This is a genomic window from Arthrobacter sp. BC5 (assembly GCF_056680255.1).
In genome coordinates, this window is sequence record NZ_CM155273.1 from 3,565,368 (window position 1) to 3,581,056 (window position 15,689).

At 71.3% G+C, this 15,689-nt stretch carries 15 protein-coding genes; 3 read left to right on the forward strand and 12 right to left on the reverse strand.

Annotated features, from left to right (window positions below):
• Positions 1 to 26 precede the first annotated feature (26 nt).
• Genes AC1MFI_RS16660 through argC form a run of 6 tightly spaced genes read right to left on the reverse strand, consistent with a single transcriptional unit; the run spans position 27 to position 6,071 of the window.
• Entirely contained in the window at positions 27 to 566 is a 540-nt protein-coding gene (locus AC1MFI_RS16660) for an arginine repressor (RefSeq protein ID WP_479818305.1), read from the reverse strand.
• Positions 563 to 1,537, reverse strand: coding sequence for an ornithine carbamoyltransferase (argF, locus tag AC1MFI_RS16665; RefSeq protein ID WP_479818307.1), 975 nt, complete (start codon positions 1,535 to 1,537; stop codon positions 563 to 565). The genes AC1MFI_RS16660 and argF overlap by 4 nt, the downstream gene beginning before the upstream one ends.
• Positions 1,534 to 2,841, reverse strand: coding sequence for an acetylornithine transaminase (locus AC1MFI_RS16670; RefSeq protein ID WP_479818309.1), 1,308 nt, complete (start codon positions 2,839 to 2,841; stop codon positions 1,534 to 1,536). The genes argF and AC1MFI_RS16670 overlap by 4 nt, the downstream gene beginning before the upstream one ends.
• Positions 2,838 to 3,863: an acetylglutamate kinase gene (gene argB, locus AC1MFI_RS16675; protein WP_479818311.1), complete on the reverse strand. Its 1,026-nt coding sequence runs from the start codon at positions 3,861 to 3,863 to the stop codon at positions 2,838 to 2,840. Before argB ends, AC1MFI_RS16670 begins: the two co-directional genes overlap by 4 nt.
• A 10-nt stretch (positions 3,864 to 3,873) precedes the next feature.
• Positions 3,874 to 5,043 carry a bifunctional glutamate N-acetyltransferase/amino-acid acetyltransferase ArgJ gene (gene argJ / locus AC1MFI_RS16680; protein ID WP_479818313.1) on the reverse strand — a complete coding sequence of 390 codons (1,170 nt, stop codon included), beginning with the start codon at positions 5,041 to 5,043 and terminating at the stop codon, positions 3,874 to 3,876.
• On the reverse strand, positions 5,040 to 6,071 hold the full coding sequence (gene argC / locus AC1MFI_RS16685) for an N-acetyl-gamma-glutamyl-phosphate reductase (protein ID WP_479818315.1): 1,032 nt from the start codon (positions 6,069 to 6,071) through the stop codon (positions 5,040 to 5,042). Before argC ends, argJ begins: the two co-directional genes overlap by 4 nt.
• A 106-nt stretch (positions 6,072 to 6,177) precedes the next feature.
• Here argC and AC1MFI_RS16690 point away from each other — a divergent pair, with 106 nt between their 5' ends.
• Entirely contained in the window at positions 6,178 to 7,143 is a 966-nt protein-coding gene (locus tag AC1MFI_RS16690) for a quinone oxidoreductase family protein (protein ID WP_479818317.1), read from the forward strand.
• 70 nt (positions 7,144 to 7,213) lie between these two features.
• On the opposite strand, the gene pheT is transcribed toward AC1MFI_RS16690, so the two are convergent.
• Complete coding sequence (pheT, locus tag AC1MFI_RS16695; RefSeq protein WP_479818319.1) at positions 7,214 to 9,757, reverse strand: phenylalanine--tRNA ligase subunit beta; 2,544 nt, start codon at positions 9,755 to 9,757, stop codon at positions 7,214 to 7,216.
• On the reverse strand, positions 9,758 to 10,840 hold the full coding sequence (pheS, locus tag AC1MFI_RS16700) for a phenylalanine--tRNA ligase subunit alpha (protein WP_479818321.1): 1,083 nt from the start codon (positions 10,838 to 10,840) through the stop codon (positions 9,758 to 9,760).
• Positions 10,841 to 10,940: 100 nt separating this feature from the next.
• Here pheS and AC1MFI_RS16705 point away from each other — a divergent pair, with 100 nt between their 5' ends.
• On the forward strand, positions 10,941 to 11,516 hold the full coding sequence (locus AC1MFI_RS16705) for an eCIS core domain-containing protein (protein WP_479818323.1): 576 nt from the start codon (positions 10,941 to 10,943) through the stop codon (positions 11,514 to 11,516).
• 93 nt (positions 11,517 to 11,609) lie between these two features.
• Here the strand turns inward: AC1MFI_RS16705 and pcp are convergent, their stop codons facing one another.
• Positions 11,610 to 12,248 (reverse strand): pyroglutamyl-peptidase I, encoded by a 639-nt coding sequence (gene pcp / locus AC1MFI_RS16710; RefSeq protein ID WP_479818324.1) that lies wholly within the window; start codon positions 12,246 to 12,248, stop codon positions 11,610 to 11,612.
• A gap of 68 nt (positions 12,249 to 12,316) precedes the next feature.
• On the opposite strand from pcp, the gene AC1MFI_RS16715 reads away from it, so the two are divergent.
• Positions 12,317 to 13,369, forward strand: a complete 1,053-nt coding sequence (locus AC1MFI_RS16715) for an Rv2578c family radical SAM protein (protein WP_479818326.1) — start codon at positions 12,317 to 12,319, stop codon at positions 13,367 to 13,369.
• Here AC1MFI_RS16715 and AC1MFI_RS16720 read toward each other — a convergent pair.
• From AC1MFI_RS16720 to AC1MFI_RS16730, 3 genes are all read right to left on the reverse strand, one after another.
• Positions 13,366 to 13,821, reverse strand: a complete 456-nt coding sequence (locus tag AC1MFI_RS16720) for a (deoxy)nucleoside triphosphate pyrophosphohydrolase (protein ID WP_479818328.1) — start codon at positions 13,819 to 13,821, stop codon at positions 13,366 to 13,368. The two genes, AC1MFI_RS16715 and AC1MFI_RS16720, sit on opposite strands and share 4 nt — an antisense overlap.
• Before the next feature lie 67 nt (positions 13,822 to 13,888).
• Entirely contained in the window at positions 13,889 to 14,137 is a 249-nt protein-coding gene (locus AC1MFI_RS16725) for a hypothetical protein (protein ID WP_479818330.1), read from the reverse strand.
• Between the two features lie 71 nt (positions 14,138 to 14,208).
• Positions 14,209 to 15,507: a glutamate--cysteine ligase gene (locus tag AC1MFI_RS16730; protein WP_479818332.1), complete on the reverse strand. Its 1,299-nt coding sequence runs from the start codon at positions 15,505 to 15,507 to the stop codon at positions 14,209 to 14,211.
• Between the last annotated feature and the right edge of the window lie 182 nt (positions 15,508 to 15,689).

Here is a 15,689-nt window from a genome sequence, read left to right on the forward strand (position 1 = left end):
CCCATGCCAGCGTAGCGGCGCGGCGGTCAGGACTGCTCGGCGGGCCCCTGTGGTTCCTGCGCGAGGCCGAGGAACCGTTCGGCGACGGCGGCGCCGCCGTCGGGCTCGCGGCTGACGAGCATCACGGTGTCGTCCCCCGCGATGGTGCCGAGGATGGACGGAATCACCGAGTGGTCGATGGCCAGGGCCAGGAAGTTCGCCGCTCCGGGCGGTGTCCGCAGGATCACGATGTTGCCCGAGGATTCCGCGGTCACCAACAGCTCGTTGCAGAGCTTGGCGAGCCGTGCGTCGAGGATCTCCTGCGAGACGCCGCTCCTCGCGTGGCGGCCGCCGCCCTCCACGGGGACGGCGTAGATCAGGGCGCCGTCGGCTCCGCGGACGCGGACGACGCCGAGTTCCACGAGGTCCCGGGACAGCGTGCCCTGATTCACCTGGACGCCGTCCGCGGCGAGGAGTGCCGCGAGTTCACCCTGCGAGCGCACGGACTGCGCGGTCAGCAGGTCCGTGATGCGGGCGTGCCGCGCGGTCTTCGTGGTGGGCCGGACGGGATCCCGCTGCACGGTCATGAGCCGCGCTCCGTGCGGCCTGGTCCGGCCGCGGACGCCGACTGTGCGACGAGCCACGTCATCAGCGCCTTCTGCGCGTGCAGCCGGTTCTCCGCCTCGTCCCAGACGAGGGACTGCGGCCCGTCGATGACCTCGGCGGCGATCTCGTAGCCGCGGTAGGCGGGCAGGCAGTGGAGGACGACGGCGTCGGGAGCGGCCTGCGCCATCGCGGCGGCGTCGACGGCGTACGGGCGGAAGAGGTCCTGCCGTGCGGCCTTCTCGTCCTCCTGGCCCATCGACACCCAGGTGTCGGTGGCGACGACGTCGGCGCCGGCCAGGGCGGCGGCGGCGTCCGTGGTCACGAGGACGGACCCGCCGGTCTCGGCCGCACGCGCCTCGGCGGCCGCTACGACGGCCGGATCAGGGAGGTAGCCCTCCGGCCCGGCGATCCGCACGTGCATCCCCGCCGTCACGCCGGCGAGGAGGTAGGAGTTGGCCATGTTGTTGGCGCTGTCCCCGAGATAGGTCATCGTCAGACCGGCGAGCCTGCCCTTGTGCTCGCGGATGGTGAGCAGGTCCGCCAGCAGCTGGCACGGGTGGTAGTCGTCGGAGAGGGCGTTGATGACGGGGACGCCGGACGCCGCGGCCATCTCCTCGAGGCCCGCCTGGTCGTAGGTGCGCCAGACGATGGTCGCGACCATGCGCTCGAGGACCTTGGCGGTGTCGGTGATGGACTCCTTGTGTCCGAGCTGGGAATCCCCCGCGCCGATGATCAGCGGCACGCCGCCGAGGTCTGCGATGCCGGCGGCGAAGGACACCCTGGTGCGGGTCGAGGTCTTGTCGAAGATCACGGCGACCGTCCTGCGGCCCGCGCCGTCACCGGCGAAGGGGGCGTGGGAGTAGGGCTTGGCCTTGAGTTCGGCGGCGAGGTCGAGCACCTCGGCCTGCTCGGCGGGCGAGAGGTCGGTGTCGACGAGGAAGTGGCGCGTCATGCTGTTGCCTCCCGGGCGGTGGTGAGGGCGGTGCTGAGGATGGCGGGCAGGGCGTCGAGGAAGGTCGCGGCCTGCTCGAGGGTGAGGATGAGCGGTGGTGCCAGCCGGACGGTCGCCGGTCCGGTCGCATTGATGATGAAGCCTGCCGCGAGGGCCGCCTGCACCGCCGCCGGCGCGTACTCGCCGTCGAGGTCGAAGCCGATCAGCAGGCCCTCGCCGCGCACCGTGGCGACGCCCTCGACGGCTGCGAGCCCCGACCGCAGAAAGGCACCGACCCCGCTCACATGCTGCAGGGCGCCGGATGCTTCCAGTGTGTGCAGCGTCGCGAGCCCGGCTGCCGTCGCCACCGGGTTCCCGCCGAAGGTGGTGCCGTGCTGGCCCGCGCCGATGAGGGTGGACACGTCCTCCCCGAAGGTGATGAGCGCGCCGATGGGGAAGCCTCCACCGAGGCCCTTGGCGAGTGTCATGGCGTCCGGGACCACGCCGTCGACCGCCTGGTGGGCGAACCAGCGGCCCGTCCGCGCGATGCCCGACTGGACCTCGTCGAGGATGAGCAGGGCACCGTGCCGGCGCGTCAGCTCCCGCGCCGCCCGCAGGTACTCTGGCGAGAGCGGCCTCACCCCCGCCTCTCCCTGGATCGGCTCGAGGACCAGGGCGGCCACGGAGTCGTCCATGGCGCTGCGGAGCGCCTCGATGTCGTCGAAGGGCACGTGCTCGACGCCGGCCGGGAGCGGTTCGAAGGGCTCCCGGTAGGCCTTCTTCGCGGTGAGGGCGAGCGCGCCCATGGTGCGTCCGTGGAAGGCGCCGTCGAGGGCGAGGATGCGCTGCCGCTCCGGCGAGCTGTTGCGGCGCGCGAGCTTGACGGCGGCCTCGAGGGCCTCGGTGCCGGAGTTGGTGAAGAACACGCGGGACCCGGTGGGGGCCTGCGCGAGGGCGAGCAGCTTCTCCGCGAGCGCCACCTGCGTGGGGCTCGTGAAGAAGTTGGAGATGTGGCCGAGTGTGGCGAGCTGGCTCGTGATGACGGAGGTGACGAACGGGTGCGCGTGGCCGAGGGCGTTGACGGCGATCCCACCGAGGAGATCGAGGTACTGCGTGCCGTCCGCGTCCCACACGTAGCAGCCGGAGCCGCGGACGAGCACGCGCTGCGGCGTCCCGAACACACCCATCAGCGCCCCGCTGTAGCGCGCGAGCCAGGCCGCGCCGGAATCCCCGCCCGTCAGGAGCTCCACCGCACCATCCCCCGTCGCGGGTCCGCTGGGCTCGCCCGCATGCCGGCCCGTGGTGGCCGTACCGGTCTCGTTCATGCCCGTACTCCTGACGTGTCGGTGTCCGTTGCCGTGGTTGTCGCCGTGGTTGTTGCTGTTGCCGTCGATGGGGCTGCTGCGGCGTCATCCGGCACCACCTGCGTGCCGATGCCCGCGGTGGTGAAGGTCTCCAGCAGCATCGAGTGGGCCAGGCGCCCGTCGACGATGTGCGCGCGTTCGACGCCGGCCTCGACGGCCTGCAGGCACGCCGCCATCTTGGGGATCATGCCGGACTCGAGGCTGGGCAGCAGCTCGCGGAGCTGCGCCACCGAGAGGGAGGAGATCAGGGACGAGCGGTCCGGCCACGAGGCGTACAGGCCCTCGACGTCGGTGAGGATCACGAGCTTCGACGCACCGAGGGCGGCCGCCAGCGCGGCGGCCGCGGAATCGGCGTTGACGTTGAGCACCTGCTGCGTCGCCTCGCCGTCGGCGTCGTACTCCGGGGCCACGGTGGAGATCACGGGGATGCGCCCCGCCTGCAGGATGTCCAGGATGGCTCCCGGATGCACCGCTGTCACCTCGCCGACGAGGCCGAGGTCCACCTGCTCGCCGTCCACCACGGTGCCGGTGCGGACGGCGCGGAGGAGGCCGCCGTCCTCTCCCGAGAGTCCCACGGCGTAGGGGCCGTGCGAGTTGATGAGGCCCACGAGTTCCCGGCCCACCTGCCCGGTGAGGACCATCCGGACCACGTCCATCGCCTCGGGGGTCGTGACGCGCAGGCCGCCCTTGAACTCGGACTCGATGCCCAGCTTCTCCAGCATCGCGTTGATCTGCGGGCCGCCGCCGTGCACCACCACCGGGCGGATGCCGACGTGGTGCAGGAAGACGATGTCCTCCGCGAAGGCCCGGCGCATGTCCTCGTCCACCATGGCGTTGCCGCCGTACTTGATGACCATCGTGGTGCCCGCGAACCGCTGGATCCAGGGCAGGGCCTCCATGAGGGTGGCGGCCTTGTCCTGGGCCCGCAGGGTGGAGGCCGACGGCGTCGCCGCGCCGGTCCTGTTCGGTGTCGTATCAGCCATGGCGTCCCCGTCAGCTCGAGTAGGCGGAGTTCTCGTGCACGTATTCGTGCGTGAGGTCGTTGGTCCAGATGGTGGCGGCGGCCGAACCGGCGGCGAGGTCGATCTCCACCGTGACGTCGCGACCCGTCAGGTCCACGAGGTCGCGGGGCTCCCCGATGCCCCCGTTCCGGCAGATCTGCACGCCGTTCATCGAGACGTTCAGCTCATCGGGCTCGAACACGGCGTCCGTGGTCCCGACGGCGGCGAGCACCCGGCCCCAGTTCGGGTCGTTACCGAAGATGGCGGTCTTGAAGAGGTTGGACCGGGCGACGGCGCGGCTGACCACCTCGGCGTCGCGCTCGGATGCCGCGTTGACGGTCCGGACCGCGATGGTGTGACTGGCGCCCTCGGCGTCGGAGATGAGCTGCGCCGCGAGGTCGAGGCAGACGTTCGTCAGGGCCTCGGTGAACTGCACCTGGTCGGGAGCCATGCCCGCCGCGCCGGAGGCGAGCAGCACCACGGTGTCGTTGGTCGACATGCAGCCGTCCGCGTCGGTGCGGTCGAAGCTGACGCGGGTCGCTTCACGCAGGGCGGCATCGAGCGCCGCCGGATCCAGCGCGGCGTCCGTGGTCAGGACCACGAGCATCGTGGCGAGTCCCGGTGCCAGCATGCCTGCACCCTTGGCCATGCCGCCGATCGCGTAGCCTTCGCTCGCCGAGTCGGCGGTCGCCGGGTAGCGGGCCTCCTTCGGCACGGTGTCCGTGGTCATGATCGCCTCGGCCGCGGTGGGGCCGCCTCCCCTGCCGAGGGACCCGGCCGCGTCGGTCACCCCCGCGATGAGCTCGTCCATGGGAAGCTGCTCGCCGATCAGGCCCGTGGAACAGACGAAGACGTCGGTGGCGGAGACGCCGAGGAGGCCGGCGGTGACCTCGGCGGTACGGTGCGTGTTCTGGAATCCCTGGGGACCGGTGCAGGCATTGGCGCCGCCCGAGTTCAGGACGACGGCGTCGACCCGTCCGTCCGAGACGACCTGGCGGGACCAGAGCACGGGGGCGGCGGCCACCCGGTTGGAGGTGAAGACGGCGGCAGCGTTGTGCAGCGGGCCGTCATTGGCGACGAGCGCGACGTCGGGCTTCCCCGTGCTCTTGAGGCCGGCGGCGACGCCCGCGGCACGGAACCCGCCCGGATAGGTGATACTCACGGTGCGATCCCCTGGATGGTCAGGCCCGCGGTCTCGTCGAGTCCGAGGGCGATGTTCATGGACTGCACGGCTCCGCCGGCGGTCCCCTTGGTGAGGTTGTCGATCACGCTGCTGACGATCACGCGGCCCGCGTGGTCGTCGAAGGCGAGCTGGAGGTTCGCGTAGTTGGAGCCGAGGACGGATTTCGTGGTGGGCCACTGGCCCTCGGGCAGCACGCGGACGAAGGGCTCCTGTGCGTAGGCCGTCTCCCAGGCCTCCCGCAGCCGGGCGTGGCCGACACCGGGCCGCACCTTCGCGGTCGCGGTCGTCAGGATGCCGCGCGCCATCGGAGCGAGGGTCGGGGTGAAGGAGAGGGAGACGCGCTCGCCGGCGGCGAGGCTCAGGCCCTGCTCCATCTCGGGCGTGTGGCGGTGTCCGCCTCCGACGCCGTAGGGGCTCATGCCGCCCATGACCTCGGAGCCGATGAGGTTGGTCCTGGCGGCCTTGCCCGCGCCGGACGTACCGGACGCGGAGACGATGACGACGTCGTCGGGCTCGAGGAGTCCTGCGGCGAAGCCCGGGGTGAGTGCCAGCAGCACGCTGGTGGGATAGCAGCCGGGGACGGCGATGCGCCGCGCCCCTGCCAGGCCCGCTCGGGCACCCGGCAGTTCCGGCAGGCCGTAGGGCCAGGTGCCCGCGTGGGCCGAGCCGTAGAACTTCTCCCACGCCGCGGGGTCCTGCAGGCGGTGGTCGGCGCCGGCGTCGATCACGAGCGTGTCCGGCGACAACTGCGCGGCGATCTCCGCACTGGCGCCGTGCGGCAGGGCGAGGAAGACGACGTCGTGTCCGGCGAGCACCTCGGGCGATGTCTGCTGCAGCACCCGGTCTGCCAGCGAGTGGAGGTGCGGCTGCAGCTCACCGAGCCGCGCACCCGCATTGCTGTGGGCCGTGATCGCACCGACCTCGATGTCGGGATGGTTGGCGAGGAGGCGCAGGAGCTCTCCTCCGGCATAGCCGCTGGCGCCGGATACTGCTGCGGTGAACGTCATACAGGAAGCCTACAGCAAAGGTATGCAGAGCAACACATAGTTATGCATGGCCGTGCCCGTCCTGGCCGGAATAGCATGAGGACACCCCATCGAAAGGATCGGCACCGTGCCCTCAGCCATCGTGATCAGGAAACCGGGCGGCCCGGACGTCCTCACCCTTGCGGACGTCGACCGCCCCGAACCCGGGCCGGGCCAGCTGCTGGTGAAGGTCGCGGCTACCGGCGTCAACTTCATCGAGACCTACCAGCGCAGCGGTGCATATGCCGTCGGGCTCCCGTTCACGCCGGGAGCCGAAGCGGCCGGGACGGTGGAGGCCTTCGGCGAGGGCGTCGCCGACTTCGCGCCCGGGGACCGCGTGGCGTTCGCGGAGGGCACGGCCACCTACGGCGAGTTCGCTCTCGTCGACGCGGACAGGGCGCTCCCGGTACCCGACGGGGTGGACCTCGAGACCGCCGCCGCGCTCCCCCTGCAGGGCATGACCGCCCACTACCTCATCAACTCGACCTTCCCCGTGCAGTCCGGACACGCCGTCCTCGTGCACGCCGGAGCCGGCGGCGTCGGACTGCTGCTCATCCAGCTGCTCAAGGCGAAGGGCGCCCGGGTGATCACGACGGTCTCGACGCCCGAGAAGGAGGAACTGGCGCGCGGCGCGGGAGCCGACGAGGTGCTGCGCTACGAGGACTTCGCCGACGCCGTCCGCGCCCTCACCGGGGGGACCGGGGTGGACGCCGTGTTCGACGGCGTCGGCCGCGAGACCTTCGAGGGCTCACTGCGCTCGCTGAGGATCCGCGGCACCCTCGTGCTCTACGGCGCGGCGTCCGGCCCCGTGCCGCCCTTCGACCTGCAGCGGCTCAACGGCAGCGGATCGCTCTTCGTCACGCGGCCCACGCTCGCGCACCACCTGCTCTCCCCCGAGGAACGGCGCTGGCGGTCGGAGGAGCTCTTCGGCGCCGTCGTCGCGGGACAGCTCGCCGTGCGGATCGGCGCCCGGTACGCGCTCGCCGATGCGGCCCGCGCCCACGAGGACCTCCAGGCGCGGCGCACCACCGGCAAGGTCCTCCTGATCCCCTGAGCATGTCCCATGCCGAGAAGGCCCGCCCACGCTCTCGGCGTGGGCGGGCCTTCTCGTTCGGTCGCTGCGGTCAGCGCTGCACGGCGCCGAACCGTCCGGCGGCGAGGGACACCGCGGCATCACGCGCCGCGCTCGCCTCCTCGGCCGTCAGGGTCCGGTCCGGTGCGCGGAAGCGCAGGGCGAAGGCCAGGGACTTCTTCCCCTCGCCGATGCCGGGCCCCGTATAGACGTCGAACAGGCTGACGTCCTCGAGGAGTTCGCCGGCCCCCTCGCGCAGTGCCTCGAGCACGTCGCCCGCCACCACGGAGGACTCCACGACGAGGGCGACATCCTGCGTAGCCGGCGGGTACGTGGACAGCGGCCGCGCGACGATGACGTCCGCGGCGGCCTCGAACAGGAGGTCGGCGTTGATCTCGAGGGCCACCGTGCGCGCGGGGAGGTCCTGTGCGGCGATCAGCTTCGGGTGCAGCTCACCCGCGAAACCCAGCACCTCGCCGCTGCGCAGCGAGAACTCCGCGGTGCGCCCGGGGTGGAACGCCTGGTGGCTGCCCTGCCGCACGACGACGTCGACGCCGGTGACCTGCGCCATGAGCTGCACGGTGTCCACGGCGTCTGCCCAGTCCCACGCGCGCGGCACGACGCCGGCGGAGGGTGGGACCTCGTGACCCGTGAACAGTGCGGCGACGACCTGCGGCTGGTCCGGGATGCCGGCGTACAGCGCGTCCAGGACGTCGTCGTCGGGCTTGATGCCCAGCGGTGGGATGGACTCCGTGCCGAGGGGACCCTCGGGCAGGAAGACCGCACCGGCCTCGAACAGCGCCAGGTCGCGGAAGCCCCGCGAGGAGTTCCGCTTCGCCAGCTCCACGAGGCCCGGCAGGACCGACCGGCGGAGGTGGCCGAGCTCGGCGCTGAGCGGGTTCGCGAGCTTCACCGACGCGGCGGCTGCTCCCTCCTCCGGCGTGCCGAAGACGGCGTTGGCGCGTTCGCTGACGAACGGGTAGGACAGTACCTCCGTGAGCCCTGCGGCCGCGAGCGCGTTGAGGAGCCTCCGGCGCTGCTGCTGGACGCGCGTCAGGCCGCGCCCGGGAGGTGCGACCGGCAATGACGAGGGGATCGTGTCGTACCCGAGCAGGCGGATGATCTCCTCGGTCAGGTCCTCGCGTGTCTCGAGGTCGCTGCGCCAGCTCGGAGCGGTGACGCGGTAGCCGCCCTCGACGGTGTCCACCGTGGCCCCGAGGTCGGTCAGCGTGCCCCTGATCTGGGCGTCCGTGAAGTCGCGTCCGATCAGGCGTGCGGGGAAGTCCGCGGCGAGGTCGATGACGCGCGGAGCCGGCGCCTGCCCGACGTCGGTGACGGTGTCGTCCGCGGTCCCGCCGGCGAGCTCGAGGAGGAGTCCGACGGCACGCTGCGCGGCGATGTCCGCCACCCGCCAGTCCACGCCGCGCTCGAAGCGCTTGGAGGCCTCCGAGGGCAGCCGATGGCGACGGCGGGACCGGCCGATGCTGACGTCGTCGAAGTGCGCCGACTCGATCAGCACGTTGCGTGTGCCGCCGGAGACCTCGGTGGCGGCACCGCCCATGACACCGGCGATGCCGATCGGGCCCGAGGCGTCGGTGATCAGGAGGTCCTCGGCGTCGAGCGTGCGCTCCTTGTCGTCGAGGGTCCGCAGCTTCTCGCCCTGCACGGCACGGCGCACCACGATGTCGCCCGAGAGCTTGTCGAGGTCGTAGAAGTGCAGCGGCTGGCCCAGTTCGAGCATCACGTAGTTCGAGATGTCGACCACGAGGGAGATGGAGCGGATGCCGGCGAGGCGAAGCCGCGCGGACATCCACGGCGGCGTGGGGCGCGACGGATCGACGCCACGCACCGTGCGCGCCACGAACCTGTCGCAGCCCTGCGCGCCGTAGATGGGGGCGGCGTCCTCGAGGCGCACCGGGTACCCGGCGCCCTTCGCCTCCGCGACGACGACGGCGCCGGCCGGGTCGGTGAAGGCGGTCCCCGTGGCGTGCGCGTACTCGCGTGCCACGCCGCGGATGGAGAAGCAGTAGCCGCGGTCGGGTGTCACGTTGATCTCCGCGGCCTCGTCGTACAGGCCGAGGAGCTCCATGGCGTCGGTGCCGATCTCCGGGTCGAGGCCGAGGGTCGAGAGCACGAGGATGCCGTCGTGGTCGTCCCCGATGCCGAGTTCCCGGACCGAGGCGATCATGCCGGCGGACACGTGGCCGTAGGTCTTGCGCGGGCTGATGCGGAAGTCTCCGGGCAGCACGGCGCCGGGCAGGGTGACCACCACCTTGTCACCCTCGACGAAGTTGTGGGCCCCGCACACGATGCCCTGCACGCCCGAGGGGTCGATCCCGTCGCCGGTGAGGGTCTGCGCGGCACCCTCGGGCACCACGCGGACCTCGCACCAGTTGATGGTCTTGCCGTTGGACTGCGGCTCCTTCACCAGGCTGAGGACCTGGCCGACCACGATCGGACCGGTCAGCTCGTCGGTGGGACGATGCACGTCCTCCTCCTCCAGGCCCACCTTCACGAGCTCGGCCATCACGTCTTCCGCGGTCGCATCCGCGGGTACGGCTGCGTACTCGCGCAGCCAGGACAGTGGGACTCTCACCTAGATCTCCATCCCGAAGTGTTCGCTGAAACGTACATCGCCCTCGATCATGTCCCGCATGTCGACGACCTCGTTGCGGAACATGAGCGCCCGCTCGATCCCCATGCCGAAGGCGAACCCGGAGTAGACCTCCGGATCGATCCCCGTGGCACGCAGCACGTTGGGGTTGACCATGCCGCAGCCACCCCACTCGATCCACCGCGGCCCGCCCTTGGCGCCCGGGTGCCAGATGTCGAGCTCGGCGCTCGGCTCCGTGAACGGGAAGTAGTTGGGGCGCAGCCGGACCTTCGCGTCATCGCCGAAGAGCTGCTGCGTGAAGTGCTCGAGGGTGCCCACGAGGTCGGCCATGGTGAGGCCCTTGTCGATGGCGAGTCCCTCGAACTGGTGGAACACCGGGGTGTGGGTCGCGTCGAGCTCGTCCGTGCGGAAGACCTTGCCGGGGCACAGAACGTAGATCGGCAGGTCGCGTTCGAGCATGGAGCGGACCTGGACCGGCGAGGTGTGCGTGCGCAGCACGAGGTGCGCCTCGGGGGGCTCGACGAAGAACGTGTCCTGCATCTCGCGGGCCGGGTGGTCCGGCTTGAAGTTCAGGGCGTCGAAGTTGAACCACTCGGACTCGAGCTCCGGGCCTTCCGCGATCTCCCAGCCCATGCCGACGAACACATCGCTGACGCGCTCCTGCAGGGTGGAGAGCGGATGCCGGGCGCCGGTCCTGCGGCGGCGTGGAGCGGCCGTGACGTCGACGGCCTCCTCGACGAGGATCCGGGCGTCGCGCTCGGCCTCGAGCTCGGCTGCCCGGGCGGCGAGCGCCTGGTTGATCCGGCCGCGGGCCGGGCCGATGTTCTTCCCGGCTGCGGACTTCTGATCCTTCGGCAGTGCACCGATACCCCGGTTGGCGAGGCTCAGCGGTGACTTCTCGCCGGTGTGCGCGATCCGGACGGTCTTCAGGCCGTCGAGGTCGGTGGCGGCCGCGATGTCCGCGAGCGCGGCGTCGACGGCGGCGGCGACGGAGGCGGCGTCCAGCGGATCGGGGACCTGGGCGTCGGGGGTGTCGTGCCCGGCGTGCTCTGGTGTTTCGGACATGGGGGTTGCTTACCTTGCAGTCTCGGTGTGCGGCGGCGGCTTGCGGGCAAGCCGCGCCGTGGACAGGAAAACGCCGGGTCGCAGCAAAAGGCGCACCGGCGTGTCAAGTCTAGGCGACCCGTTCAGCGGCGCGACAACCCGGGTGGACGGCCGCACCCGGGATCCGCCCCTGGCGGCAGGGGCCGCTGCCGATGGGCCGCGCCGGTACCATGTCCCCATGCATCCGCGGCTCGTGCCCTTCCTCAACTGGATCAACCTGTCGACGCCGTGCGGCCTGGCCGTGGCCGCACTGTCCGGGTGCCGCGTCTCCGCCGGACCCTCCGGGGTGCTGCTCGCGGAGGGCTACGGCCGTCGCCTGCCGAAGGCCCGGGCCTTCACGGTCGGCAGCGTGGTGCTGCTCCGCGGCCGCATCCCCGACGGCGCCCCTGCGGGCTTCGCCCGGCTCCTCGAGCACGAGGCGCGCCATTCCCGGCAGTACGCAGCATGCCTGGGGCTGCCCTTCCTTCCGGCGTACCTGCTGGCCGCGGGCTATTCGCTCCTGAGGACCGGCGATCCGGCGTCCCGCAACGTGTTCGAGCGCGGGGCCGGACTGTCCGACGGCGGCTACACAGAGAAGCCGCTGCGGCCCATCGCGGTGGCGGTCAGGGCGGCCCGCGCCACACGGGGTCCGCGGTAGGCACGGTCTCCCGTGCGGCCCGTCGCCGGGCGGGTCGCCGTCGTGGGTACTCCCCGCCGTCGCCCCTCGTCGACCCGACTCCGGCAGGGTGCGTCAGTGCTCCGCTCCCGCGGTGACCCGCGCGTCGGTCGTGGTGCCCGCCGTCGTCGTCGCGATGGCGACGAGGGCTGCCGCCATCGCCTCGACGGGCACCCCTGGCTGCCCGTGCGCCTGGCCCTGTTCGGCGGAGTAGGGGACGTGGACGAAGCCGCCGCGCACGCCCTGACGGGCTGCGAGGAGGTCCATGAGGCCGTAGAAGATGTGGTTGCACACGTAGGTACCGGCCGTCTGCGAGACCTCGACGGGGATGTCGAGTCGCGCCACGGCCTCGCGGCAGGCCTTGATCGGCAGGGTGGAGAAGTACGCCGCCGGGCCGCCCGCCACCACGGGCTCGTCGATGGGCCGGCGTCCAGCATTGTCGGGGATGCGTGCGTCGTCGACGTTGATGGCCACGCGTTCCACGGAGATGCTCTCGCGCCCGCCCGCCTGCCCGACGCACAGGACGATCTGCGGCCGGAAGCGCTCGAGGGCGGCCCCGAGCACGTCGAGGCTCCGCCCGAACACGCAGGGCACCTCGACGGCGACGGCCTCCCGGCCCTGTCCGGTGAGCAGCTCGGCGGCGCGCTGCGCGGCCTGCCAGGACGGGTTGGTCGACTCTCCCCCGAAGGGTTCGAAGCCTGTCAGCAGGATCATCCCACCAGCCTAGACGCCGCCGACGGAATGCAGCGACAATCCATTAGTACACGTGTTCTAATTGTCCGATGCGGTGGGAAGGTCAGAAGATCACGAACGACAGCGTGCTCACGGAGCCGGCGCTGGTGCCCCTTGCCGGCCTCGTCCGGAGTGTGCGGACTCCCGATTTCGCGGGGATCACCTTCCATGAGGTCACGGCGAAGTCGGTCCTCAACAAGGTCCCACCCACCTCGTCGATGCCTTTCTCCTGGACCATCAACCCGTTCCGTGGCTGCTCCCACGCCTGTGTGTACTGCTTCGCCCGCAAGACGCACAGCTACCTCGACCTCGACACCGGACTTGATTTCGACGCTCAGCTCGTCGTCAAGATCAACGCCGCCGAGGTGCTCACCCGCGAACTCGCCCGCCCGTCCTGGCAGCGCGAGCACGTGGCCCTGGGCACGAATACCGATCCGTACCAGCGTGCGGAGGGTCGGTACAGGCTGATGCCGGGCATCATCTCGGCCCTTGCGGACTCGGGTACGCCCTTCTCCATCCTCACCAAGGGCACGCTCCTCGCCCGTGACATCCCCCTCCTGCAGGCGGCCGCTCAGTCGGTCACCGTCGGGATGGGCATCTCGCTCGCGCTGGTGGATCCGGTCCTGGCCGAGGCGATCGAGCCCGGCACCCCCGCACCGAAGGCTCGCCTGGCACTCATCTCCCGGCTGCGCGAGGCAGGGTTGCCCTGCGGGGTGATGGCCATGCCGATCCTTCCCTGGCTCACGGACGGCGACGAATCGCTCGACCAGCTGTTCGGTGAGCTGGCTGCAGCAGGCGCCACCGGTGTGACCGCCGGCCCCCTCCACCTGAGGCCCGGCTCGCGGGAGTGGTTCATGCAGTGGCTCGCGACCCACCATCCCCGCCTCGTGCCGCGGTACGAGGCGCTCTATCGCGGCGGCAGCTACGCGTCGAAGGAGTACAGGGAGTGGCTCACGGGGCGGATCCGCATCTTCCGCAGGAAACACGGCCTCACGGCGGGTGCCGGCTTCCTCCGCAACCTGACTCCGGGCACGGAGCCGGATGCGCCTCCCGTCGCGGGCAGCACCCCTTCGCCGGGCCCGGTCCAGGTGTCGCTCTTCTAGCCTGCGGGGCTCGCGACCGTTGCGGCGCGCAGTGCTACGACGATGGGCCGATCGGCGGGGATCCACGGCAGGGCATCGATGTCCCGGGCGGGATGCAGGGGCACCCAGCGCAGCTCGTCGTGGTCCTGCAGCGGTGCCGCCTCGCCCGCCGCCGCCTCGACCAGCCAGACGCGCATCGCGGCGGCCGCAGTGAGCGGCCATCCCTGCGGGCCGGGCCCGGGGATCTCGGCACCCAGGCGTGCCTGGATCCCCAGTTCCTCCTCGAGCTCACGCCGCAGCGCCGACTCGCACGTCTCCCCCTCCTCGACCTTCCCGCCGGGGAACTCCCACATGCCCGCGAACTGGGGCGGAGCCGTCCGTCGGGCAACGAGGAGCCGGGTCGGGTGCTCGAGGGAGTCGACGACGGCCGCGCCGACGATCTGGCGGAGCGCGGAGGAATCTGGTGGTGTCACGCGCCCGAGTCTATCGACCGCGGGCCGCGCACGACCGCCCGGCCGCTCCGGCGGATCCTCCCGCAGGTCAGCTCTCCTCGGGCGAGGCGAGCTGGTCACCCGTCGGCGCCGTCTGGTGCTCCGGGTTGTCTCCCCGGCGGTACTCTCCGTGGGGGCTCAGCCCGGGGACCTGCTGCCCCGCGTTGAGCTCGGTGGAGGTATAGGTGTCCTCCGAGAACTCCGCGGCACTCTCGGCTTCCGGCTCCTGGGGCAGGTTGATGTCCTCCCTCAGGTGCTCGCTCTGCGGCAGTTCGTACGAGTGCGGTGTCCAGCCCATGGTTCGGTCCCTTCAATCGATCGTGATCGGTGCACTACCGGCGCCGCGTGACGGACACACCCGGTCGCCGCTCACGGCGTCGCCGCCCGGCCCCGACCCGCGATGCCCGCGATGGTGCGGCGCACAGGACGGGGTGCCACCTCGTGGTGGTCGGTGATCCCGCCCCGGGCGAGGTTGGTCACGCGCACGGCCTCCGAGACGACGTCGCCGAGCTCTCCCTTGCGCAGCAGGGCGGCTCGCTGCCTCCTCGCTCCGGTACCTCGGGCGAGGAGTTGGCGCAGGAGCGACTCGGCGATCTCCGCATCGCCCTGGTCCCGCAGTGCCGGCCGGATGTACTGCAGCAGCGCGAACGCCACGGCCCCTGCGTCCTGCGGCCTGGCTTCGGTGGGATGCAGCAGCTTGCCGTCCATACCGAACCTCCCGGCGCGCCACGAAGCCATCCTCAGCGTCGCGGTCGGCACCGCGAGCGGAGCGGTGCCCGCGCGCCACTCACGCGCTGCCGTCTCCACGAGTCCCCTCGTCAGGAGGGCTATCAGGACGGCATCGTCCGAGTACAGGCAGACGTCGCTGACCCGCACCTCCACGGTGGGATGGTGATGGCTGAGGCGCGCGTCGAAGTAGATCTGGCCGAGATCCACCGGCACGGCCGTGTCGAGCAGCCCGGTGACGGTGGCATGGTAGCGCTCGGCGCTGCCGAACAGGTCGCACGGGCCCGTCATGGGCCAGCGGCTCCAAGCCTGTGACCGGTAGCTGGCGTAGCCGGTGTCGGCACCGTTCCAGAACGGTGAATTGCCCGACAGCGCCAGCAGGACCGGAAGCCATGCACGGATGCGGTCCAGAACCGCCACTCCTTCGTCGTGGTCCTCGACGCCGACGTGGACATGGCACCCGCACGTCAGTTGCTCACTCGCCGTCACCGCGAACCTGTCCTGCATCTCCTCGTACCTGGTGCCGGGTGTCGCCAGCGGACGCGCGGGCTGCGGCGACGTCGCGAGGGCCGCCGCTCGTGCTCCCACGCGAAGGGCGGTCTCATCGGCGAGGGCGCGGCACCGGGCGATGTCCAGTGCGAGATCGTTCACGTCGCGGTGCGGGCGGGTCCCGGTCTCGATCTGCTCCTGCTTGATCTCACAGGTCAGCCGGTCGTCGTGGCATTCGCCGAAAGCCTCCTGGCCCCGCGGCACGGGAAACCCCGTGCTCGGATCGACCAGGAGGAACTCCTCCTCCACGCCGAAGGTCCTCACGATGTCACCCCCGAGCCGGGGGCGGTTGTTGTCGTCGCCCGCAGCGTTGCGGGCCGGACAGTAGCTTCCATGGTGGATCTCCTGAGCAGAAAGATCGACAGGCCACTGCTCAACCAAGATGTCGTCCACCAAAGGTAAGTCTGCTGATGATCCCGCTGCAAATCCGCCCCACCGCCATTCGCGCTTGCATTTCGGGCGAGGAGCTGCCGATCACCTAGGCTTGAACCCGACGACGGCGTCCCCATCCGCCGTCAGGGCGGTCCTCCGCCCGGTGTGAACGAGGCGGCAGCAATCGCCCCACACCTTCGATG